At 72.6% G+C, this 21,759-nt stretch carries 21 protein-coding genes; 17 read left to right on the plus strand and 4 right to left on the minus strand.

Going from position 1 to position 21,759, the window contains the following annotated elements; all coding sequences use genetic code 11:
- Positions 1 to 14 precede the first annotated feature (14 nt).
- The 8 genes from VFW71_04760 (at position 15) to VFW71_04795 (ending at position 8,019) form a co-directional block, all read left to right on the plus strand.
- On the plus strand, positions 15 to 572 hold the full coding sequence (locus VFW71_04760) for a sigma-70 family RNA polymerase sigma factor (protein HEU5002072.1): 558 nt from the start codon (positions 15 to 17) through the stop codon (positions 570 to 572).
- Positions 569 to 1,762, plus strand: a complete 1,194-nt coding sequence (locus VFW71_04765) for a hypothetical protein (protein ID HEU5002073.1) — start codon at positions 569 to 571, stop codon at positions 1,760 to 1,762. The genes VFW71_04760 and VFW71_04765 overlap by 4 nt, the downstream gene beginning before the upstream one ends.
- A gap of 59 nt (positions 1,763 to 1,821) precedes the next feature.
- Positions 1,822 to 2,763 (plus strand): ABC transporter ATP-binding protein, encoded by a 942-nt coding sequence (locus VFW71_04770; GenBank protein ID HEU5002074.1) that lies wholly within the window; start codon positions 1,822 to 1,824, stop codon positions 2,761 to 2,763.
- A complete protein-coding gene (locus VFW71_04775; protein ID HEU5002075.1) occupies positions 2,760 to 3,635 on the plus strand; it encodes an ABC transporter permease in 876 nt (291 codons plus the stop codon). The genes VFW71_04770 and VFW71_04775 overlap by 4 nt, the downstream gene beginning before the upstream one ends.
- 33 nt (positions 3,636 to 3,668) lie before the next feature.
- On the plus strand, positions 3,669 to 4,508 hold the full coding sequence (locus VFW71_04780) for a MaoC/PaaZ C-terminal domain-containing protein (GenBank protein ID HEU5002076.1): 840 nt from the start codon (positions 3,669 to 3,671) through the stop codon (positions 4,506 to 4,508).
- Positions 4,509 to 4,698: 190 nt separating this feature from the next.
- Positions 4,699 to 5,610 (plus strand): LysM peptidoglycan-binding domain-containing protein, encoded by a 912-nt coding sequence (locus tag VFW71_04785; protein ID HEU5002077.1) that lies wholly within the window; start codon positions 4,699 to 4,701, stop codon positions 5,608 to 5,610.
- Between the two features lie 85 nt (positions 5,611 to 5,695).
- Positions 5,696 to 6,208 carry a hypothetical protein gene (locus tag VFW71_04790; protein ID HEU5002078.1) on the plus strand — a complete coding sequence of 171 codons (513 nt, stop codon included), beginning with the start codon at positions 5,696 to 5,698 and terminating at the stop codon, positions 6,206 to 6,208.
- Complete coding sequence (locus VFW71_04795) at positions 6,208 to 8,019, plus strand: PASTA domain-containing protein (GenBank protein ID HEU5002079.1); 1,812 nt, start codon at positions 6,208 to 6,210, stop codon at positions 8,017 to 8,019. The genes VFW71_04790 and VFW71_04795 overlap by 1 nt, the downstream gene beginning before the upstream one ends.
- Positions 8,020 to 8,101: 82 nt before the next feature.
- On the opposite strand, the gene VFW71_04800 is transcribed toward VFW71_04795, so the two are convergent.
- A complete protein-coding gene (locus tag VFW71_04800) occupies positions 8,102 to 9,208 on the minus strand; it encodes a hypothetical protein (protein ID HEU5002080.1) in 1,107 nt (368 codons plus the stop codon).
- A gap of 83 nt (positions 9,209 to 9,291) precedes the next feature.
- Here VFW71_04800 and VFW71_04805 point away from each other — a divergent pair, with 83 nt between their 5' ends.
- The 3 genes from VFW71_04805 (at position 9,292) to trpD (ending at position 12,784) form a co-directional block, all read left to right on the plus strand.
- Positions 9,292 to 9,765 (plus strand): RpiB/LacA/LacB family sugar-phosphate isomerase, encoded by a 474-nt coding sequence (locus VFW71_04805; GenBank protein HEU5002081.1) that lies wholly within the window; start codon positions 9,292 to 9,294, stop codon positions 9,763 to 9,765.
- Entirely contained in the window at positions 9,765 to 11,660 is a 1,896-nt protein-coding gene (gene ligD / locus VFW71_04810) for a non-homologous end-joining DNA ligase (protein ID HEU5002082.1), read from the plus strand. The genes VFW71_04805 and ligD overlap by 1 nt, the downstream gene beginning before the upstream one ends.
- An 86-nt stretch (positions 11,661 to 11,746) precedes the next feature.
- Complete coding sequence (trpD, locus tag VFW71_04815) at positions 11,747 to 12,784, plus strand: anthranilate phosphoribosyltransferase (protein HEU5002083.1); 1,038 nt, start codon at positions 11,747 to 11,749, stop codon at positions 12,782 to 12,784.
- Here trpD and VFW71_04820 read toward each other — a convergent pair.
- Complete coding sequence (locus tag VFW71_04820) at positions 12,741 to 15,719, minus strand: phosphatidylglycerol lysyltransferase domain-containing protein (GenBank protein ID HEU5002084.1); 2,979 nt, start codon at positions 15,717 to 15,719, stop codon at positions 12,741 to 12,743. The two genes, trpD and VFW71_04820, sit on opposite strands and share 44 nt — an antisense overlap.
- A gap of 152 nt (positions 15,720 to 15,871) precedes the next feature.
- Between VFW71_04820 and VFW71_04825 the strand changes: the two genes are divergently transcribed.
- The 4 genes from VFW71_04825 (at position 15,872) to sepH (ending at position 18,437) form a co-directional block, all read left to right on the plus strand.
- Entirely contained in the window at positions 15,872 to 16,318 is a 447-nt protein-coding gene (locus tag VFW71_04825; protein HEU5002085.1) for a hypothetical protein, read from the plus strand.
- Between the two features lie 158 nt (positions 16,319 to 16,476).
- Positions 16,477 to 16,815 carry a hypothetical protein gene (locus VFW71_04830; protein ID HEU5002086.1) on the plus strand — a complete coding sequence of 113 codons (339 nt, stop codon included), beginning with the start codon at positions 16,477 to 16,479 and terminating at the stop codon, positions 16,813 to 16,815.
- The gene (locus tag VFW71_04835) at positions 16,812 to 16,997 is read left to right on the plus strand and encodes a hypothetical protein (GenBank protein ID HEU5002087.1); all 186 of its coding nucleotides are present in this window, start codon (positions 16,812 to 16,814) and stop codon (positions 16,995 to 16,997) included. The genes VFW71_04830 and VFW71_04835 overlap by 4 nt, the downstream gene beginning before the upstream one ends.
- 141 nt (positions 16,998 to 17,138) lie before the next feature.
- Complete coding sequence (gene sepH / locus VFW71_04840; protein HEU5002088.1) at positions 17,139 to 18,437, plus strand: septation protein SepH; 1,299 nt, start codon at positions 17,139 to 17,141, stop codon at positions 18,435 to 18,437.
- 131 nt (positions 18,438 to 18,568) lie between these two features.
- On the opposite strand, the gene VFW71_04845 is transcribed toward sepH, so the two are convergent.
- Both VFW71_04845 and VFW71_04850 read right to left on the minus strand, forming a co-directional pair.
- Positions 18,569 to 19,201 (minus strand): PH domain-containing protein, encoded by a 633-nt coding sequence (locus tag VFW71_04845; GenBank protein HEU5002089.1) that lies wholly within the window; start codon positions 19,199 to 19,201, stop codon positions 18,569 to 18,571.
- 23 nt (positions 19,202 to 19,224) lie between these two features.
- A complete protein-coding gene (locus VFW71_04850) occupies positions 19,225 to 19,656 on the minus strand; it encodes a cyclic nucleotide-binding domain-containing protein (GenBank protein ID HEU5002090.1) in 432 nt (143 codons plus the stop codon).
- 64 nt (positions 19,657 to 19,720) lie between these two features.
- Between VFW71_04850 and VFW71_04855 the strand changes: the two genes are divergently transcribed.
- Both VFW71_04855 and VFW71_04860 read left to right on the plus strand, forming a co-directional pair.
- Positions 19,721 to 20,587, plus strand: a complete 867-nt coding sequence (locus VFW71_04855; protein HEU5002091.1) for a metallophosphoesterase — start codon at positions 19,721 to 19,723, stop codon at positions 20,585 to 20,587.
- Between the two features lie 53 nt (positions 20,588 to 20,640).
- A complete protein-coding gene (locus VFW71_04860; protein HEU5002092.1) occupies positions 20,641 to 21,729 on the plus strand; it encodes a M48 family metallopeptidase in 1,089 nt (362 codons plus the stop codon).
- Positions 21,730 to 21,759: the final 30 nt, after the last annotated feature.

The following is a 21,759-nucleotide window of genomic DNA, read 5'->3' on the forward strand; positions in this document are numbered from 1 at the left end:
GTGCTGATCAGGCGATGGAAGGCAACGTGGCGGCAGTGAGCATCCCGGGAGGAGCTGATTCCGTGGCCCCCTCGGGCGGCATGGCCCGGGCCTTCGACGACCTCTTCGTGGCCGAATATCCCAAGGTGGTGGGCATCGCCGCCCGGGTGCTGGGTGACCGGGCCGAGGCCGAGGACGTGGCCCAGGAGGTGTTCCTCGCCTTCCACCGCAGCCACTCACCGGTTGCGGACTACGCCCCGGCGTGGCTCCACCGGGCGGCCTGGCACACCGCCCTCAACCGGGTGCGGGGCCGCAGGCGACGGGAGCGGCGGGAGCAGGCCGACGGGGTCCGCCGGCCGGAGGCAGGGGAGTGGGGAGTCGATCCCCAGGTGGTTGTGGAGAGCCGCTTCGACCGTGACCGGGTGCGGGCGGCCATGCGCCGGCTCCCGCCCAAAGCCGCCGGCGCGCTCGCTCTGCGCCACAGCGGGTTGTCGTATGCCGAGGTGGCCCAGGCGCTGGGTATCGGCGTCAGCCAGGTAGGAACCGTGCTCCGGCGTGCCGAGGCACGCCTCAAGCGAGAGGTGGAGTCATGAGTAGGCACCCGGACCGCGGCGACCTGCGCCGCATGCTCGACGAGCCCCAGGAGGTTCCCGCGGACGTGCGGAGCCACGTCGAGGCGTGCGCCACCTGCTCGGCCGAACGGGAGGCGCTGGCCGCGCAGGCGGCCGCCGCCCAGGCCGCGCTCAGCGTGCCGCGGGCGGACGCCGCCGACCCCCTGCCCGCCCTCCGCACCCTGCGGGCCAACGAGCCCACCCGGGTGCCGCCCAAGCCCGGCTTCGCCGAGGCCCTGCGGGGCCGCCTGGCCCTGCAGTCCCGCCGGGTGCTCCGGGTAGGCTCGGTGCTCGGCCTGGTCGCCGCCCTCATGGCCGGCCTGGTGGCCACCGGTGCGGCCGGCAACCTGATCAAGATCTTCCAGCCCGAGACCTTCGCCCCGGTGACCTTCGACCTCACCAGCCTGACCTCCCTACCTCACCTCAGTGGCTTCGGGTCGGTGAACTCTCTCAAGGCGCCATCGGTGACCGAGACCGCGAGTGCTGCCACCGCCGAGGCGGACAGCGGGCTGCACCTGCTGAGCTGGGGGACGCTGCCGCCGTCCGTCAAGGGCACGCCGAACTACATCGTGATCACGCAGGGCCAGGGATCGTTCACCTTCAATGCCGCCACGGCGTCGGGGACCGCCGGCCAGCTGGGCCGGACCCTGCCGGCGCTGCCCGCCGACCTGAACGGGAGCACGCTGACGCTGCAGGCCGGGCCGGGCGTGGTGGAGATCGTGGGCAGCCTGGACCTGGGGTCGCTGGGCTTCGGCTCGGAGTCGACGTCGGTGTCCGGAACCGCCGGCGGCGGGCGCCTGGGGCAGCTGTCCGGCCTGCTGGGCAACCTGCCGGAGGCGATGGTGGTGCAGATGAAGGCCCCGGCGCTCTACTCCGACGGTCCGTCGGTGGCGGAGTACGAGCGGGCGTTGCTCTCGCTCCCCGGCATGCCTCCGGCGCTGGCGGCACAGATCAAGGCCCTCGGCAGCCCGTCCTCGACCCTGCCGATCCCGATCCCCACGTCGCTGGCCGAGTCGAGCTCGGTGGATATCAACGGGTCGCCCGGGCTGCTGATCGGGGACTCCACCGGCATCGCCAGTGCCGTGATCTGGCAGAGCCACGGGCTGGTGTGCGCTGTGGTGGGTGCCCTCAGCGACTCGGCGGTCGTGGCGATCGCCCGGTCGATGCACTGAGCACGACCAGCACCCGGCCGGCCTCGGGGGCCGATCCCGGGGGTAGGCTGGCGGGCAGCGTGGAGCAGCCCGCACCTGCCGACGACGCCATCACGACGTCGGGGCTGACGAAGACCTACGGGACCGTGACCGCCGTCGCCGGTTTGACGATGAGCGTGCCCCGGGGCGAGGTGTTCGGGTTCCTGGGACCCAACGGCGCAGGCAAGACGACGTCGGTGAAGCTGCTGCTGGGCCTCGCCCGGCCCAGCGGCGGGGAGGCCTGGGTCCTGGGCGCCCAGGCGGGCGACACGGCCACCCGGCGCCGCATCGGCTACCTCCCGGAGCTGTTCCGCTACCCGGCATGGCTGTCGGCGTACGAGGTGCTGCGCCTGCACTGCGAGCTGGCCAAGCTGCCCCGGGCGCGGTGGCAGGGCGAGATCGAGCGGGCCCTGGTGACCGTCGGCCTGGCGGAGCGGGCCCACAGCCGGGTGGCGACCTTCTCCAAGGGCATGCAGCAGCGCCTCGGCCTCGGGGTGGCGCTGCTGGGCGACCCCGAGGTGATCTTCCTGGACGAGCCCACCTCGGCGCTGGACCCGGTGGGGCGCAGGGACGTCCGGGATGTCATCAGGCACCTGAAGGAGCGGGGCGTGACGGTGTTCCTCAACTCACACCTCCTGAGCGAGGTGGAGCAGGTCTGCGACCGGGTTGCCGTGGTCCACCACGGCACCGTGATTGCCAGCGGCCCGTTGGCGACGCTGCTGGCCGGGGCGGGCGTGCGCATCCGGGTGGCCGGGCTGGATCGCCCGGGGGTCGAGCGGCTGGCCCGCTTCGGGACCCTGGACGCGGGCAGCGCCGTCTTCGACCACGAGCCCATCTGGATCGCCATCGGCGGGGTCGGGCCCGACGTGGTGCCCGAGGTGGTGGCTGAGATCGTGGCGGGCGGGGGCCGGGTGTACGCCGTCGAGCCCCGCCACCAGAGCCTGGAGGAGCGGTTCATGGAGCTGCTCGGAGGCGAGCGGTGAGCGCGGTGCTGACGATTGCCAAGGCGACGGTGCGGGAGGCCTCCCGCAAGCGGCTCGTCCTCGCCCTGGCCATCATCACCATCGTCGGGATCGCCGTGACCGGCTTCGGCTTCTGGCGCCTCAACACCATCGCGCACGAGGTCGTCAACGGGCGCCCCCGCCTGGGGCCGTCCGAGAAGAAGCTGGTCATCTCCCAGCTGCTCATTTTTGTCATGTTCGCCTTCAGCTTCGTGCTGGCCATCTCGACGGTGTTCATGGCCGCTCCGAGCATCGCCGGCGAGCTGGAGTCGGGTGTGGCGCTGGCCGTGCTCACCCGGCCGGTCCGGCGCATCGAGGTCCTGGCCGGCAAGTGGCTGGGCCTCGGGGTGCTGGCTACGATCTACGTGACGGTCGCCAGTGCCTGTGAGTTCATCGTGGTGGACCTCACCACCGGCTACCACCCGCCCCACCCCATCCAGTTCATCGTCTTCCTGACCGCCGAGACGCTGACCGCGCTCACGCTCACCACGCTGATCTCGACCCGGCTCTCGCCGGTGGCCGGAGGAGTGATCGCCCTGGGCGGGTTCATGCTGGCGTGGATGGGGGGCATCGCCCTGGCGATCGGCCAGGTGCTGAACAACCACGGCATCCAGGACGTCGGGGCGCTGACCCGCCTGATCATGCCCTCGGACGGCCTCTGGCGGGGGGCCATCTACGCCCTGGAGCCGGTCTCGGTGATTGCCGGGGTCCTGGGCTCCGATCGGACCCAGGCGGCGGCCAACCCGTTCTTCGCCGCATCGGCACCCGCCACCCCCTACATCGTGTGGGCCGCCTTCTGGGGCATTCTCGTGTTCGGGTTCGCCGTGGGGAGCTTCCGCCGCCGCGAGGTGTGACAAGATCCCTCCTTCTTGGTCTCAGGAGGTGGCATGCCGATCAACCCGGAGCTGGTGGGGCGGACGTACCCGGTGTCGACCTACGAGGTGAGCGCCGAGGCCATCCGCGCCTATGCCGCGGCCACCAACGAGGACAACCCCGCCTTCGCCGGCGACGCGCCCGTCGCCCCGCCCGCCTTCCCGGTGGTGCCCTCCTCAGGGGTGCTGGCCGCCGTCCTGTTCGACCCCGAGCTGGGGGTCAACCTCGCCCGGTTGGTCCACGGCGAGGAAGACCACATCCTGCATGCCCCGATCCGGCCGGGTGACACGCTGAGCGTCGCCGGATCGCTGGAGAGCACCGAGACCAAGGACAGCGGCGAGACCTTCACCATCTACACGTCGCTCACCAACGCCGACGGTGTGCTCGCCGCCGAGGTGCGCAGCCTCATGTTCGTTCGGGGCAGCGGCTCCCGGGCCAAGGGGGCAGCCTCCGAGCCCCAACCGGAGCCGGAGATCGCCTTCTCGGCGGTCCAGAAGGTGGACGAAGACCAGACCTACCGCTACGCCGAAGCCTCCGGCGACCACAACCCGATCCACACCGATCCCGAGTTCGCCCGGGAGGCGGCGGGGCTGCCGGGCATCATCCTGCACGGGATGTGCACGATGGCGTTCGCCGGCAAGGTGATCCTGGACGGGGCGTGCGGCAGCGACCCCGCCCGGCTGCGCCGGATCCGGGTGCGCTTCTCCAAGCCGGTGTTCCCGGGCGAGACGCTCACCACTCGTGCCTGGATCCTGGGCTCCGGGGAGGGCTTCACGACCTACGCCTTCGAGACTCTCAACACGCGGGAATCGCCCGTCCTGCGCAACGGCGAGGCAGAAGTCCTCGACGCGTAGGGCGCTGAGCCCCGACCCCAAACCATGTCGTTGGATCGCCGCGGCAGTTCCTCGCCGCACGCGTCCCGGGCGCGGCTCGTTCCCGTCCCGCCGAAACCTCCCTGTGTGGTCTCTGTGAACAACAATCACTAGTTGACTACTTCTGTTAAGGTCTGCTACCCTTCGATCCCTTTCGGAGGAAGGGCGGATCGTGCCGGACAGTCCCCCCACAGCACCGCCGGCGGTCGCCCGAAGCAGGGCGGGATCGGGCCGGGGTCTCCTGCGCAGCCTCCCCGCACTCGGGGTGGTCGCCGCGCTGGCCGTTGCCGGCATGTCGGATGTCAGCCACGTGGTGCGCCCGGGCGAGAACCTCTGGACCATCGCACGGCACTTCGCCACCACGCCGCAGGCGCTGGCCACCGCCAACCACCTGCCCGACCCCAACCGGGTCCTGGCCGGCACGACGCTGCACATCCCGAGTGCTGCGGCTCCAGCAGCGCCTGCCGCGTCGCCGGCGAAGCCGCCCGCCACCGCGCTGCCGAGGCCCGCTACCCCGCTGCCGCTTCCGTTCACCAGCCACACGGTGACCAAGGGGGAGACGCTCGGCTCGATCGCGGCGGCGAACCAGCTCACCACCCAGGTACTGGCCTCGATCAACGGCTTGGCCGACCCCAACTTCATCCGGATTGGCCAGGTGCTGCAGATCCCGCTGCCGGTGTTGGGCACCGTGGAGGGCCTGCTCGTCTACTACGCCAAGGCGGATGGCGTCGACCCGGCCCTCGCCGAGGGCCTGGCCTGGCAGGAGTCCGGCTGGCAGCAGAAGGTGGTGAGCCCCACCGGGGCGGTCGGCGTGATGCAGCTGGAGCCGGGGACCGCCAGCTTCACCGGCGTCAATCTGGTGGGCCACAGCGTGGACGCCACCAACGTGCAGGCGAACGTCGAGGCCGGCGTGGCGTTCCTCGCCTACCTGCTGAAGGCGGGGGGTGGCGACCAGAAGCTGGCGGTGGCCGGGTACTACCAAGGGTTGGCGTCGGTCCGCGCCCGGGGTATGTACCGGGCGACCCGGCAGTACGTGGCCGACGTGCTGGCCCTGCGGGACCGGTTTGCCGCCCGGGTGCCGTAGATGGCGGGCAGATGGCGGGCAGATGGGCGCAGATTGCCGAGGGATGGCCGACCCGGCACGGTAGCGTGGCATCGGAGGTGATGGGGTGAGGACCACGCTCAGACCGTGGCTCATGGTGGCCGCTCCCGTGGTGGGGATCGTCCTGGTGGCGGTGGCCTGGCAGAGCGCCTCCGTGGGTGCCTCCCGGCCCCCGAAGGTCGTGACCGAGACCGTCACGAAGACCCAGGTGGTGCAGGACACCTCCGGCATGGACCAGCTCCGGGGCCAGGTCGCCGCGCTCGCCCAGGCGGTCTCCGCGACCAGCCAGAGCGCGTCGGCGGCGAACCAGAACGCGTCGGCGGCCAGCTCGGCGGTGACCGCCACGAGCCAGTCGCTGGGCGGCCAGCTGTCCGCCCTGGGCACCCAGATCACCGGCGTCCAGCACTCGATCAGCTCCTTGCAAACCGGGGTGACCCAGGCGCAGAGCGCCGCCGGTGCCTCGAGCGCCCAGGTCAAGGAGCTCGGGGTCAGCCTCACCGCGGTCACCCAACAGCTGTCGGCTCTCCAGGCCCAGTTCGTCGCCGAGGTGAAGAAACTGGAAGCGAAGGGCATCGGCTGATGAGCCGCAGCCCCCTGCCCGACATGATTGCCGGGCGGTACCAGGTCGCCGCGCGCATCGGCGGCGGTGGGATGGGCGAGGTGTACCGGGCCCGGGACACCAATCTCGGGCGCCCCGTGGCGGTCAAGGTCCTGCCGGCCGCCCTGGCGGCCCGGCCCGGTTTCGTCGAACGCTTCCGCACCGAGGCGCACGCCGCCGGCCGCCTCCAGCATCCCAACGTCGTCACGCTCTACGACTCGGGGACCGACGAGGGCTCGTACTTCATGGTCATGGAGTACGTCCGCGGGCCGACGCTGCGCCAGATCCTGGCCGAGCGGCGCCGGCTCGAGCCCGCCCAGGCAGCAGCCGTCGTGGACCAGCTCCTGGCCGCCCTGGAGGCCGCCCACGGCGCCGGACTGGTGCACCGGGACGTCAAGCCGGAGAACGTGCTGGTGACTGCCAGCGGCCAGGTCAAGGTCACGGACTTCGGCATCGCCCGCATCTCGGAGATCGACCCCAACACCGGGGAGCTGGTGGGCACCGCGGCCTACGCCGCCCCTGAGCAGATCCGGGGCGATGCGGTGGACGGGCGGGCGGACCTGTACGCCACCGGCTGCCTGCTCTACGAGCTACTGTGCGGCGCCCCGCCGTTCGAGGGCAACGTGGCACACGTGCTGCAGGAGCACCTGCACACTGCGGTGCCCGCCCCGTCGATCGAGGCCCCGGATGCGGCTCCGCTCGACGGGGTGGTGGCCGGCGCCACGAAGATCGACCCGGCGGAACGCTACACCTCGGCGGGTGCCATGCGGGCGGATCTGGCATCGGCGACCAAGGACCTCCCGGCCGCCCCGCCGCTGTCCGAGCTGTCCGCCGAGATGACCTCGATGGTGGCCGGGGAGGCGGGCGGCGGGGCGGGCGCCACGATGGTGGTGGCCCCCGTCGGGCGCCGGCGCCGGAGGTGGCCACGGGTGATCGCCGTGATCGCCGCCGTCCTGGTGATCCTGATCGGCGCCGGGGTGGTGATGGTGCGGCCGTTGCCGTCGTTGGCGGGAGTGGACCAGGCCACGGCCGTGTCCCGGCTGAAGCACGCCGGGCTCCATGCCTCGGTGGAGACGACGTTCAGCACCGAGACGAAGGGGATGGTGGTGGGCCACAAGTCATCCGTGCTGGCCGTCGGCCCCTTCGCCCTCCGGGGCGGCACGGTGAAGCTCCTGGTGAGCAAGGGACCGGACCTGCGCGCGGTCCCGCTGGTGAAGGGAGTCACCCTTACCGCGGCCGAGGAAGCCATTCAGGCGGCCAGGCTCCCCGTGGGGACCGTGACGCAGACCTTCAGCCCCACGGTGCCCTCGGGCACGGTCATCGACCAGAACCCCGACTTCGGCAACTCCGTGGCTGCCGGCACGCCGGTGAATCTGAACGTGTCCAAGGGCCCGGAGCTGACCGCCGTCCCCGGCGTCACCAACACCAATCTGGCCGCCGCCACCGGTGCCCTCAAGGGCGCTCGCCTGACGGTCAACCCGGTCTACCAGGCCAGCGCCACCATCGCCTCGGGCACGGTGATGGCGCAGAGCCCGCTGCCCCCGGTACGCATCCCCGTGGGATCGGCGGTGACGCTGACCGTCAGCTCCGGCCCGCCGCCCTTCCCGATGCCGTCGGTTACGGGGCAGCCGTGCTCGGCCGCGCAGACCCAGCTCCAGGGCGTCAGCCTGACGGTCACGGTGGTGAACACCTCGGGCGGCTCGGGCTGCACCACCGCCAAAGTGTTGTTGCAGGACCCGGAACCCGACATCACCGTGCACCCGGGGGATACGGCGACGCTGTACGTGCCCTGATCCGGCGCCGGGACCGTTCTTGTGACGCTCAACCACCGTGACGGTGTTTGATGCTCACAGGAACCGGAGCCCGGGCTCTGGGCTACCCGACCTCGGCCCCGGCCCGGCGGGTGACCACCATCGCCGCCAGGAACGAGATGGCGAGCGCCGCCAGGAGGACGTCGTCCAGGGTCCCTGTCGGGTGCCCCACCGGCTGGGCGGCGGGCACCGGGCGGGACGGCGTCGCGGCGTCGGCCTGACCGGGATTGACGGCGGCCCGGGCCGGGGCGGCGGCCGGGCGGGGGAGCGGGATGGCGGGCAGCGGGGTGGGCGTGATGGTGTCGGTGGCCTGCGCCTCCAGGGTGCCCAGGTTGGTGAAGCCCCAGTTGTACAGGGCCTCGGAGTCCTTGTAGCCCGCCGGCGTGTGCGCCCCCAGCACCACCGCCAGGAGCGTCTGCCCGTCCCGGGTGACCTCGCTGACGAGGGCGCTGCCGGACTCGGAGGTGTACCCGGTCTTCACGCCGATGGTGCCCGGGAACTGCGCCAGCATCTTGTTGTGGTTGGTGAGCAGGTGGGCGCCGCCGCCCCACACGAGGACGTGCTGGCGGGTGGCCACGATCTGGGCGAAGAGCGGGTAGCGCATGGCCTCCATGGTGAGCAGGGCCAGGTCCCGGGCGGTGGACTGGTGCCCGGGAGCGTCGAGCCCGTGCGGGTTCACGAAGGTGCTCCCGGTGGCCCCGGCGGTGGCGGCGTCACTGTTCATCAGGCCTACGAAGCCCGCCACCGTGCCGTCTGGGCTGAGGGTGTGGGCCAGGGCCAGGGCCATGTCATTGCCCGAGACCATCAGCAGCCCCCAGAGCATGTCGCCGACCGTCATGGTCGTCCCCGCCGGCGGGCCGAGCTCCGACCCGCCCACGTTGACCGCGTCGTTGGTGACCGTCCCCACCGCGCCCACGTTGGCGCGGCGCAGGACGGTGAGCGCGGTGGCGATCTTCGTGAGGCTGGCGGGCGCCCGGGCGACGGTGTCGTCCTGCGACCACAACACCTTGCCGTTGGTAGGGTCCACCAGGATGCCCGATGCCACCCCCAGCGGCGCTGGCAGGGGGTTCGCATCCGGGCCTGGGAGGGGGGAAGGGGCCGCCGAGGGCGCCGCAGCGGTGGCGGCAACCGGCAGCAGGAGGCTCGTTGCGCCGAGGATCAGTGCTGCCATCAGAATGGTGACGGCCGCCGGTAGCCGGCGGCGCTGCGGCCGAGTCCATGCCATGGGCTGCCACGAGGATAGGGGAGGAGGGGGTGGAGATCCCGGATTTCGCGACCTCGCACGCCGGGAACCCGCGTGCGCTGGTGGGGGCCGACGACGAGGGGCTGGTCCTGGACGCCGTCGTGGACGAGCTCGGCCGCCGGGGAGTGACGGTGCAGCGGCTGCCCACGGGGGCCTGGCCCGAGGTCGCCCGCCGGGTGGGCGAGGCGGTGGCCGCGGGGGAGGCGGACCTGGGCGTGCTGGCGTGCTGGACCGGCACCGGCACCAGCATCATGGCGAACAAGGTGCCGGGCGTGCGGGCGGCGCTGTGTTGGGAGCCCTGGATCGCCGAGGGTGCCCGGCGCTGGAACGACGCCAACGTCTTGGTGTTGAGCCTCCAGCGCACCGAGCCCGAGGTCGCCCGGGAGATCGTCGCCGCCTGGTTGGCGGTGGGCGAGCCGGACGCCGACGAGGCAGCCAACATCGCGGAGATCGCCGCCTACGAATCCCGCCGGGAGCCCGGCTAGTGCGCCTGGTCCGCTATGGCATCGCCGGGCTCAAGGACACCAAGGACCTGCAGGCTTCCATCGACGCGGTGGTGGCGGGGGGCTACGCCGCCTGCGAGGTGCAGTTCGTCAAGGAGTTCACCCTGAAGGAACCCGAGGCGGAACGCCTGGGGGCGCTCGCCGCCGATGCCGGGGTGGCGCTGTCGGTGCACGCCCCCTACTTCGCCCAGCTCACCACCGAGGACCCGGAGCGCCTCACCCAGCACCTGGGGGCGCTGCACCACTCCTGCCACCTGGCGTCGCTGATGGGGGCCCGGATCGTCGTGTGCCACCCGGGCTCGCTGTCCGGGGGCACCGATGCCCCGGTGGATCCCGACGCCGTGCACCGGCGGGTGTCGGCGGCCCTCGACAACCTCGGCCCCCGCATCGCCGGCTTCGGGGTGCGCCTTGGCCTGGAGACCCCCGGGCGCAAATCGCAGTTCGGCAGCCTGGGCGACATCGCCCTCGTGGTGGCCGAGCACCCGTTCTGCAGCCCGGTGATCGACTTCGCCCACGTGCACGCGGTGTCGGGCGGCGGGCTGGGATCGGTGGACGCTTTCCGGGCGCTGTTCGCCTTCGTGGCCCGGGAGTTCCGCCCCGAGCACCTGTGGCCGCTGCACTGCCATTTCACCGACAACCGCTTCGGCCCCGCGGGTGAGATCACCCATGTGCCCTACGGCGAGGGGTCGGTGCGCATCCGGCCCCTGGCCGAGGCGAGCTTCGACGTGGATTTCGCCATGACGATGATCTCCGAGGAGCGCTGGGAGACCTCACACCAGGCCATCCTTGCCGACCTGCGCTCCGGGGGCCTCCCGCTGGCCGCCCCCGGGCGGGCGGGGAGCCGCTTCGCCCGGCTGCTGGAGCCGCCGGCGGCGGGAGCCGACCGCGAGCCGGCGCCGGGCGAGGTTGTCTACGCCCGGCCGTTCCTTCCCCACCCCCTGCGCCTCGAGCCGCGGGGGCCGGCGTTCATCCTACGGGAGGGACCCCGGGAGGTACGCCTCACCAACCTCGACAAGGTCTTGTTCCCCGACGATGGCTACACCAAGGGCGACCTCATCGCCTACTACGACTCCGTCGCCCCGGTGCTCCTGCCCTTCCTGGGCGACCGGCCCGTCGTGATGCAGCGGGTGCCCGATGGCATCTACGGCGAGGCGTTCTACGAGAAGCAGGCGCCCAAGGGGGCCCCGGAGTGGGTCCGTACCGTGCCGGTGCCGTCGGGCGGCTCCGACGGCACGCCGAAGACGATCGACTTCGTGGTGCCCGATGGCGTCGCCACCCTGGTGTGGCTGGCCCAGATCGCCAGCGTCGAGTGCCACGCCTGGACCAGCGTGTGGCCCAACCTCGACCAGCCGGACTTCGCCGTGATCGACCTGGACCCCCACGAGCCCATCACCTTCGACGACGTCCGGGCGGTGGGGCGCCTGGTGCATACGGTGTTGGAGCGCTTCGGCCTGCGGGCGGTGCCCAAGACATCGGGTGGGTCGGGCGTGCAGATCTTCATCCCCCTCCTTCCCGGCCACACCTACCCCGAGGTGCGGGAGTTCTGCACCGGGGTCGGACGGCTCATCACCGCGGTCTACCCGGAGAAGGCCACCCTGGAGCCGTCGATCCCCCGGCGGGCGGGCAAGGTGTTCATCGACGCCAACCAGAACGCCAAGGGCAAGACGCTGGTCGCCCCGTACTCGGTGCGCCCCTATCCCGGGGCGCCGGTGTCGATGCCGTTGGCCTGGGAGGAGCTGGAGGAAGAGTTCCTGCCTGAGGAGTTCACCATCGCCACCGCCTGCGAGCGGATCGCCGGCCGGGGTGACTTCTTCGCCCCTACCCGGCTGTGGCGCCAGGACCTGCACCCGGCGCTGGCACAGCTGCGCGGGACGTAAGCCGGCGGCGCGGTGCCATGTCGGTCGCCATGAGCCTGCCGGGCGAGGGTGACTCCGGCCCGCGAGGCACCACTAGAATCGCCGCCATGGATCTGACCTGGCAGGCCGTGCTCGGTCGGCTGTTCACCGGCACCGCCCTGACCCAGGACGAGGCCGCGTGGGCCATGGAGCAGATCATGGCGGGCGACACCTCGCCGCCGGTCTTCGGGGCCTTCGTCGCTGCCCTCCGGACCAAGGGGGAGACCGTAGACGAGATCGCCGGCCTGGTGGCGACCATGCGCCGGCGGGCGCTGCGCGTCCCGCTCGACCCGGCCTGGGGGCCGGTGGTGGACACCTGCGGCACCGGCGGGGACCGGGTGGGCACCATCAACGCCTCCACCATGGCCGCGTTCGTGGTGGCCGGCGCCGGGGGGAAGGTGGCCAAGCACGGCAACCGGGCGGCCTCCAGCGCGTGCGGCTCCGCCGATCTCCTGGAGGCCCTCGGGGTCAGGATCGAGCTGGGGCCCGATGCCGTTGCGGCTTGTATCGACGAGGCGGGCATGGGGTTCTGCTTCGCCCCGGTCTTCCACCCCTCCTACCGCCACGCCGGCCCGCCCCGCCGGGAGCTCGGCGTGCCCACCGTCTTCAACTTCCTGGGGCCCCTCACCAACCCGGCGGGCGCCCGGCACCAGGCGCTCGGGGTCTCCGACCCGGCGATGGCCCCCAAGATGGCCGAGGTGCTGGCGCGCACGGGCAGCGTCCACGCCCTGGTGCTGCACGCGTGCGACGGCCTGGACGAGATCACCCTCTCCGGCCCCACCACCGTGTGGGAACTGAAGGGCGGTGCGGTGCACGAGGGCGTGATCGATCCGGCGGCGCTCGGCCTGGCCACCGTCGCCCGGGAGGCCCTGAAGGGCGGTACCCCGGCGCAGAACGCCGCGGTCACCACCGCGGTGCTGAGCGGCGAGCCGGGGCCGGCCCGGGACTTCGCCATGGTGAACGCGGCGGCCGCGCTGGTGGCCTGCGACCGTGCTGCCGACCTGGCAGAGGGTCTGGCTCAGGCGGCGGAGTCGCTCGACTCCGGCCGGGCGGCCGGGTGCCTCACCCGCCTGCGCCAGGCGTCCAACCGCCTCGCTCCTCGCTGACCTCAAACAGGCCATCGGCCGGGCGGGGCCCCACCGGGACCGGGGTGGGGCCCACCACCGGGGAGGGCCCCTTCGCCACCGAGCGCACCACCGCCATGGCGGCGGCCGGGAAGTGGCCGCGCCCGTCGTACACGAAATACCGGGGGCGCCAGGCCGGCTCGTAGGCCTCGTCCGGCTCCCAGGGGTGCTCCACGGGCATCGCCCGGGAGAGCTGCTCCAGCAGCCAGCGCTGCGCCCGGCCGCCGAGCCCGTCGGCCTCGCGGCGGATGATGGTGCGCCGGGTGACGGAGAAGTTGAGGCTCAGGGTACGCACGCCGATGTCGCCCAGGTGCCGGATGGTGTGCACCATCAGCAGGTCGGTCAGCTCCTCGGGGACCGCCCGGGTGGTCCGGCGTACCTGGTCCAGCGTGTAGCCGCCGATCGCCGGGGCGGGCACGAACTGGGCGAGGGCGGCCGGGTGGCCGTCCGGGCCGACGGCCACCGCCAGCACGATGTCGTCATCCTGCGGGTCGAAAAGCCGGCCGAGGGTCATCGAGAAGCGGCGCTCGCTGGTCGGCCGGTGGGACTCGGTCGCCAGGCCGCGCAGCTCGGACTCCACGAAGGGATCCAGGTGGGCCGGGCTCAGGAACTCGACGTGGTACCCGGCGGCGGCGGGCCCCGCCACGCGCCGGCGGAGGTCCTCCCAGCGGGCATGGTCGAGGTCGAAGCGGTGGCAGTCCACGATCGCCTCGTCGCCGGCGTACAGCTCCCGCATCCCGGCGCAGTGGTAGATCGGCAGCCAGTCGTCCGACGCCCCCAACACCGTGACCGGCCAGCCCCGGGCGTCGGCGTAGCGGTGGAACTCCTCCCAGGCCTGCTCCCGCTCCCAGCTCGGGCCCACCGGGTCGGGGGACACGACGCACACCCGGCCCACCACCGAGTAGGGCACGACGGTGTCGCCCGAGAAGAAGAGCTCCTTGTCGCTGCGCAGCGCGAAGTAGCTGAAGGACTCGTCGCCGTAGCGCTCCACCAGCTCGCGGGCCCGGGCGAGGCCCGAACCCGGGCGGCGCCGGGCGGCGTGCACCGGGCGGAAGATCGTCCAGGCTGCCAGGGCGACCAGCCCGCCAGCCACGGCCAGCATCACCGGGCTGAGGAAGTCGTTGAGCCGGTCGGGGAGCGCCACGGACTGGGCGCCCACCAGCCGGCCGGTCACCGCGGCGACCGCCCGCCCCAGTGGCAGCCGCGGCTTCATGACCACCTCGACCGCGACGGTGGCGGCCACGATCACCGAGATGCTGCCGGCCACTGCGGTGCGGAACGCCACCCGGAAGCCGCCCGGGGCCGCCCCACCCCGGAACGCCGCCCGTTGGCTCCCCAGGTAGGCCGCGACCGCGAGGGCGAGGATCGCCGCGGCGACCTCGACGCCCTTCGCCAGGTGCAGCACCGCCGATCCGCCCAGGAGGACGAGTGCGGTTCCCCAGGCCCGCCGCCCGCCCCGCCGGACGCCTCCCGAGAGGAAGAGCAGACCGAGGCCGGCGAGCGCCACCAGGGCAGCGGCGGCCTCCGGGACGGCAAGGGGGACGATCGTGCGCAGCCAGTGCAGGCGGACGAAGAGGGGCGGCACGGCGGCCGAGGCGAGGTTGAGCAGCCCGACCAGGGCGATGGCCGTGGCCGCCCGGGCTCGCACCACCCGCTGGTGGCCGACCCGCTCGGTGGGCGGGGGCCAGGACGGCCCGCCCGGTAGGGAGGCGACGACCACCGGGCGGGGGCTCGCGCGCTCGGGCCGCACCGCAAGGCGCTCGAGGGCGGAGCCCGCCGGGAGCGGCTGGCGGCCGGAGACCAGGCGGACGTGCAGGTCAGAGCCCGCCTCGAGCTCGACCCACGAGGTCTGGCGCACGGACCGGAAGACGGGCAGCGGCCCCAGCCGGCTCCGGCTCTCCTCGACCGCCTCGGCACAGCAGCCGGCATTGGCGTAAAACCCGTCACCCAGGGGGGCCAGCTCGGCTAGGTGGGTATGGCCAGTGATCATGCCGGCGTAGCCCTCGCGGACGCGGGCCAGGGCATCGGCACGCGCGGCGTCGTTGCGCCCCCGGCGGGCGGAGAGGATGGCCACGTTGGACGTCGCCTCCCACACCGCGTAGGCGGCCAGGGCCATGGCGGCCACCACCAGCACCAGGTCGGCCACCACCAGGCCGCCGATGAACAGGAACGGGTTCGGCCACCGGGCGATGCGCGCCCCGATCTCGGTCTTGGACAAAAGGGTGAGCGTGAGGGGCAGCTTCAGCAGCAGGGCGACCAGGAAGGGCAGGGCCAGCCATTTCAGGTGGCGGGCGAAGCGCCGGAAGGTCAGCCGGGAGGCAACGTAGCGGGGGAAGGCCAGGCCATCCGCCAGGTTCACCGAGTCGTCGAAGATCTCGTAGTGGGTGACCACCGGGCCCAGGTGCCGGGTGACATGCAGGCCGAAGGGGATGTCCAGGGGATCCCGGGGATCGGTGAAGGCGTTGGGCGGGTCGAGGCGGTGCCCATGCTCCACCCGGACCTTGCGGGTGCCCGATCCGGTCTCGATCTCGAGCTCGAGGGCGAGGGCCAGGTCGCAGCCGAAGGCCTCGGCGACCGCCCCGGCGGCGCCGCCGTCCCAGGCGAGGCGGGAGTCATGGTTGCCCAGCAGGTAGACCACCCGGCGCCCCGGGCCGGCGGCGAAGCTGCGCACCGCGGCGGTCAGGCGGCCCTCGTGCTGCAGGACCGCCCGGATGTCCGGGGGCGTGCCCAGGGCTAGCTCGATGATGTCGCCGTTCAAGACCAGCACGCCGGGGCCCGAGGCCCGCTCGATGGCGGCGGTGAGGTCCTCGACCGGCTGGTGGGAGCCATGCCCGCCGAGGTGCAGGTCGTTGGCCACCAGCACCCGCCCCCCAGCGGGGACGGGCAGCTCCAGGAGATCGACAACTGTGGCGCCCATGGGGTTCCTCCCGCGCGGCCCGCACGCAGCCTGGTACTCGGTGTGGTACTTGGTCGGGTCTCGGGAAAAGCTTATCGCCCACGGGCCGTGCGCCCGGGAGCGCCCCGGTGGTAGCGTCGAGTCCGTGAGGTCGAATCCGTGAGGTCCAGTTCGTGAGACGGCGCAGGCGTTGGGTGGTCATCGGCGCCGGCGTGCTGGGCGCCGCCGGCTTGGGCTGGTGGCTGCGCTCCCGGGGCCGGGGCCGGGCGACCTCGCCGGTGGACGGCGTCCCAGCCCACCGGGGGGCCGAGCGGGCCTCCCAGCAAGGCGACGGGCTCGAGCGGCGGTCGGACCCCGACCGGGAGGCGCTCCGGGGGCTCATCGACGGCGCCACTGCCCGGGTAGGGCTCGACCTCGAGCGCCTGCGCAAGCTGGAGGAGGCCAACTACCACCCACTGGTGGAGTACCTGGAGTACATCCAGATGCAGCGGGGCGACACCGAGACCCTGGTGTTCGTCCGCCAGCGGGATGTCGACAAGCTGGCGGTGCTGGCTGGCGAGCCGCGGGAGGACTTCCTCAAGCGCTTCAGCCGGCTGGGCATCGTGCTCTCGATGAACTGACGCCGGGCCGGCGTGGGCCGCCCGACCCGCCCGGAACTTTTCAAAGGTTTTTTCGGCCCCCGCCAAGAAGGGGCCGTTTTTTGTCATACCCCCTCCGTATCGTCGTTCCTGCCACCCCGCACCGGGCGGGGCCGGTACGAGAGCAACGGGAGCGCCGGATGAGCGACGAGTGGGCCGAGGAGACCGAGGGGGCGCTGGGCAACGGGCTCCGGCTGGCCATGGCCATCGACCCCCGCATGGCCGAGGTCTGGAGCTGCGTGTTCGCCGCCGACGGCGAGCCCGGGGAACTGGCCGAGCAGCTCGGCTGGTACCTGCGCATGGCGTACCTGCGGGGCTACCACGACGGCCTCTGCGAGCCGGAGGTCGGGTCGCTCTTCCGGGAACTCGGCATGCCGGTTCCCCGCCGGCGCAACCCGGTCCCGGCCGGGCACCGCACCCCCAACCGTCCAGGCAACCGTTCTGCCAACAGTCCCAACGACCGGAAGGAGGCGTCATGATCATCGACTGCCAGCAGTGTGAAATGTACGAATCCGAGCACTGCACCGACTGCTTCGTGATGGCGTTGCTGCTGCCCAAGAGCGGCCCCGTCGTCCTCGACGATGAGGAGGAGCGGGCCGTCAGCACCCTGCAGGGGGCCGGTCTCGCCCCGCCTCTACGTTTCCGCCGCAAAGCGGGCTGAACGCCCCTGTGCCCGGGCGCACGCGCCCGGTGTCCCCCCCACGCTCCGCAGGGCTGCCCGGGCCCGCATAGGATGCTTGAAAGCGCGAAGAATCCGTCGTTTGATTAGCGTGCCTAGGCGGCGCGCGGACCGAGGGGGCCGGTGCAAAAACTCTATCTCGTTGGATTCACAACTGATCTGCGTAGTTTGATCCTCTCCCGCCAGAAAGGTGTGAAGAGCGGCGGCTTCAGCATCGCCATCGACGACCGGCTCCTCCAGACCGTCGAAGAGGTGGTCCGGCGCCAGGACGAGGCGGCGGCGAGGGAAACCCAGCCCATCGGGGAGGAGATCGCGCTGTCCTCCGAGGCCGTGGCCGGTGCGCCCACCGGCGAGATGCCGGCGCGCAGCGGCCGGAGCCGGCTCACCCCCAAGGAGATCCAGAGCCACCTGCGCGAGGGCCGCAGCGTGCAGGATGTCGCCCGCATGGCGGGCACCGACGTGGCGTGGATCGAGCGCTTCGTGGGGCCGATCCTGGCCGAACGGGAGGGCATCGTCGAGGCGGTGCGGGCCGGGACCATCGTCCGCCCGCGGGCCGGGCGTTCCGGGTTCACGGTGGGCGAGGCGATCGCGGCCAACCTCAGGGACCGCAAGGGCGGGGCCTCGAGCACCGGCCCCCACGAGGGCTGGACGGCCGTCCGCCGCAACGGTAGCTGGGAGGTGACCTTCCGGTACTCGGTGCGCGGCCAGGCCCGGGAGGCGCAGTTCACCTTCGACACCGAGACCCGCGCGGTGAAAGCCATGACCCCCAACACCGCCGAAGTTGCCTGGCGCGCCGCGGAGCCCGGCGGGACCGCCGAGGAGGCCCCCCCGGCCCCGGAGCGCCTGTCACCCCCGCGCCCGCCCACGGTGCTGACCGCCCGGCCGACGCGCACCGGCCCCCCTGGGCGGGGCGCAGCCCCCCCGGCGCCGGAGGCGGAGGAGCGCCAGCCGGTGGGCGGGCGGCCGAACCTCTGGGGGAGCCTCGGGTCGGGAGCTGGGTCGGGAGCTGGGTCGGGAGGTCGACCGGGAGCTGGGTCCGGAGGGGGCCGGGAGCGTTCCGCGGGCATCGCCCGCGAACGGAGTGACCGCAGCGGCGGGGACCGGAGCGAGCGGGGCACCCGGGCGGAGCGCACGGCGCCGAGCCCCCAGGGGGCCGGGCCGTCGGACGACCGCCCCTCGTTCGCCCGCAGCACGGCCAACAGCCGGCCCCGGCGCCTGCTGTCCGGCGAGAGCGAGGCCGAGTTCCGCTCGGCCGTGGCCCGCACCCGGGCCAACCGGGTGGGCGGCGCCGGCCAGCAGGCGGGCAGCCCGGCCCAGCGGCCAGTCGGCGGCCAGGGGCAGGGTCAGGGTCAGGGACAAGCCCAGGGGCAGCGCAAGCCGGCCCGGAAGCGGCTCCCGGACGACTGGCTGCTGGACACCTAAGCCGGCTCGCTCCCGGGTTCGTGCCCGTCCCGAGGGCGGCATGGGGCCCCTCGACTGAGGTCGGGGACTTTCGTCCCGGGCAGTGGGACAAATGTCCCCCGCCTCGGACCCACGAGTCCGCCCGCGGGCGCCTACATCCGCTGCAGGAGGTCCGCCTTCTTCGCCTGGAACTCGGCCTCGGTCAGGACGCCAGCGTCCCGCAGCCGGGCCAGCTCGCTGATCTGCTCCGGGATGGTCCGGTCCTGCAACGCCACCTCCGGGCGGCCCCCACCCTCCACCCGCTGGCGGTTGTTCTCCATCTGGGTGTAGATCTGCTGCTGGGCCCGGTCCGGGTGGGGCAGGTGGCTGAAGACGTCCTGGCCCTGGCGGCCGGCGGACTCGATGACCAGGTCGCCGGTGCCCACCATGCGCTCGAACAGGCTCTGGTGGAACGACAGGTCGTTCACCCGCTCCAGCGGGATCTCCCGGCCCTGGCGCCCGAAGACCCCCGAGCGCACGATGAGCCGGTCGGTGGTGAGCACGAAGTGGGTGGTACGCCAGGCGAAGAACTTGGCCAGGAACCAGATCACCCACAGCAGGCCGAGCCCGGCCACCACCAGGGCGACCACGGTCTCGGTCTGGCCGTTGAGCAGGATGGGGGTGGCCACCGCCCCGGCGAGGATCACCACCGCCGCCAGGGCCAGCCCGGAGAAGTACCACCAGTGCGGGTGCAGGTCGAAGGCGATCTCCTCGCCCGGGTTCAGCAGCTTGCGCGGGTACGGCATGGTGCCTCCGTTCTCTGGCCGGGCTACTCGGCGAGGTCGGTGATGTCCTCCTCACCGTCGGGCTGTCGGGCGTGCAGCAGGGCGTCGAAGTGTTCGGCCAGGCGCCCGTTGGTCTGCAGCACATTCAAGAAGGCGTCCCGGGGCAGGACCAGCAGCTCGCACTCGCCGACCGCCCGGGCCCGGCGGTGGTGGGTGGTGTTGAGCAGCAGCGAGATCTCGCCGAAGAAGTCGCCCTCCCCGAGCCGGGCCACCACCTGCCCGGCCCCGTCGTCGATCAGGACCTCGCCGGTGAGCACGATGTAGAGGGCGTCGCCGGGCAGGCCCGGCTCGAAAATGATGCTGCCGTCGCGCCAGACGAGGTTCATGCTCTCGCCGACGATGGCCAGGAGGCTGCGTTCGTCCAGGGGTGCAAACTCCGGCACCCGCTGCAAGGACTGCACCAGACTGTGCGGCATTCTCCGCGCCCCGACCTCGTTCCCGCCGACTATCCTACGGGGAGCGCCCCTCTGCGGAAACCACGTGGCCTACTCGCAAATCCCGCTACGCATCGCCCATATCTCCGACCTCCACGCCGGCGAGGTCACCTTCCAGCACGACGTGATGGCGAAGGTCATCGAGGCGATCAACCGCATGGCCCCCGACGTGGTGGTGGTGGCGGGCGACGTCACCGCCGCCGGCTACGAGGACGAGTACGTCGAAGCCGCCGCCATCCTGGCCCAGATCGAGCCCCCCAAGATCATCATCCCGGGCAACCACGACGCCCGCAACGTGGGCTGGGTGCACTTCGAGCAGTACTTCGGCGAGCGCTTCTCCCGGCTGCGCCAGGCGTTCGACCCCCAGCGGGCGGAGCGCCTGCGGGCGACCGGCTTCGTCGTGGTGGGGGTGGACTCCTCCGAGCCCGACCTGGACGAGGGCCGGGTCGGCCGGGATCGCTACCAGTGGATGCGCAGCCAGTTCGAGGACCCCCCCGCCATGCGGGAGGACATCAAGATCTTCGCCATCCACCACCACCTGGTGTCCGTCCCGGGGACCGGCCGGGAGCGCAACATCGTCATGGATGCCGGCGACCTTCTGGCCCAGCTCACCACCCTGGACATCGACCTGATCCTGTCCGGCCACAAGCACGTCCCGTTCTTCTGGGGGATCAACGGCATCCTGATCGCCAACTCCGGGACCTGCTCCACCAAGCGCCTGCGGGGCCTCACGCCGTCGTCGTGGAACGAGGTCGAGATCGACGCCTCGACGATCAAGGTCTTCCTGCACTACCCGGACGGCCGCCGGGAGCTGGCGGTGATCTTCTCCCGCAAGACCCGGGCGCTCACCCGCGAGGCGTTCACCATGACGCAGGATTTCGTGACGTCGAACCGCCTCTCGGCAGTCATCTGAACGCCTACCGCCGCCTGCCGGCGGACGCCCGGGCGTTCTTCAGCGAGGAGGAGATCGCCCACGCCCGGGCCTACCGCCGGCCCGCCCGGCGCATGGGCATCCTGGAGAGCGCGATCGGGGTCGCCGTCTTGGCGGGGGCGGTGGTGGGCAGGGTCGCCCCCCGGATGGTTGCCCGCCTGCGCCTCGGCCACGGTGCCTTCGCCGTCGTGGCGGTGGCCGCCGGCATCGTCCTGGCCGGCACCCTGATCGACCTGCCGTTCGGTGCTTGGCGCCTCCGCTACGAGCGCCGCTGGGGCTTCTCCCGCACCTCGACCGCCCAGTGGGCAAGCGACCAGATCCAGGAGCTCATCCTGTCGGTGGTCCTGGGGATCGCAGCCGCCCTGGCCTTCGCCGGGGTCACCCGCCTGGCGCACTGGTGGCTGGTCGCCTGGGTGGGCGGGGCGCTGCTTCTGGCCCTCCTCGTGATGGTGGCCCCGGCGGTGATCTCGCCGCTGTTCAACCATTTCCGCCCGCTGCACGACCCGGAGCTGCGGGCGCGCACCCAGGAGCTGGCCGACCGGGCGGGCGTCGAGATCCGCTCGGTGCTGGTGATGGATGCGAGCCGGCGTACCGCCAAGCACAACGCCTACTTCACCGGGCTCGGCCGCACCAAGCGGGTCGTCCTGTGGGACACGCTGCTGGCCGACTACGAGCCGGCCGCCACCCTCGTGGTGCTGGCCCACGAGCTGGGCCACTGGCGGCGGCGCCACGTGCTGCGCCTGCTGGGACTGGCGGCGGTGGGCCTCGGGCCCGCCCTCTTTGTCCTGGACCGGCTCCTCTCGGCAGCAGGGGCACAGCGGGCTCTGGGGGTCAGCGGCGCCACCGACCCGGCGGCGCTGGTAGTGGCGGTCGCGGTCGCAGTGGTGCTGCAGGCAGCCGCCCTCCCGGCCCTGGGGTGGTGCTCACGGGCCTGGGAGCGCCAGGCGGACCTGGACTCGCTGGAGCTCACGGGCGATGCCGACGCCTTCGCCGCCCTGCAGCGGGACCTGGCGCTGCGCAACCTGAGCGACCTGGCGCCCTCCCGGTGGGCCTACCTGCTGGCCAGCCACCCGCCGCCCCCGGAGCGCTTGGCCCTCGCCGGTCGGCACCTCCGCTCCGCCTGAGCCCGCACCCGGCCAGTGTCACCGGGAAAG

It is taken from the genome of Actinomycetota bacterium (assembly GCA_035765775.1).
Classification (GTDB): Bacteria; Actinomycetota; CADDZG01; order JAHWKV01; family JAOPZY01; genus DASTWV01.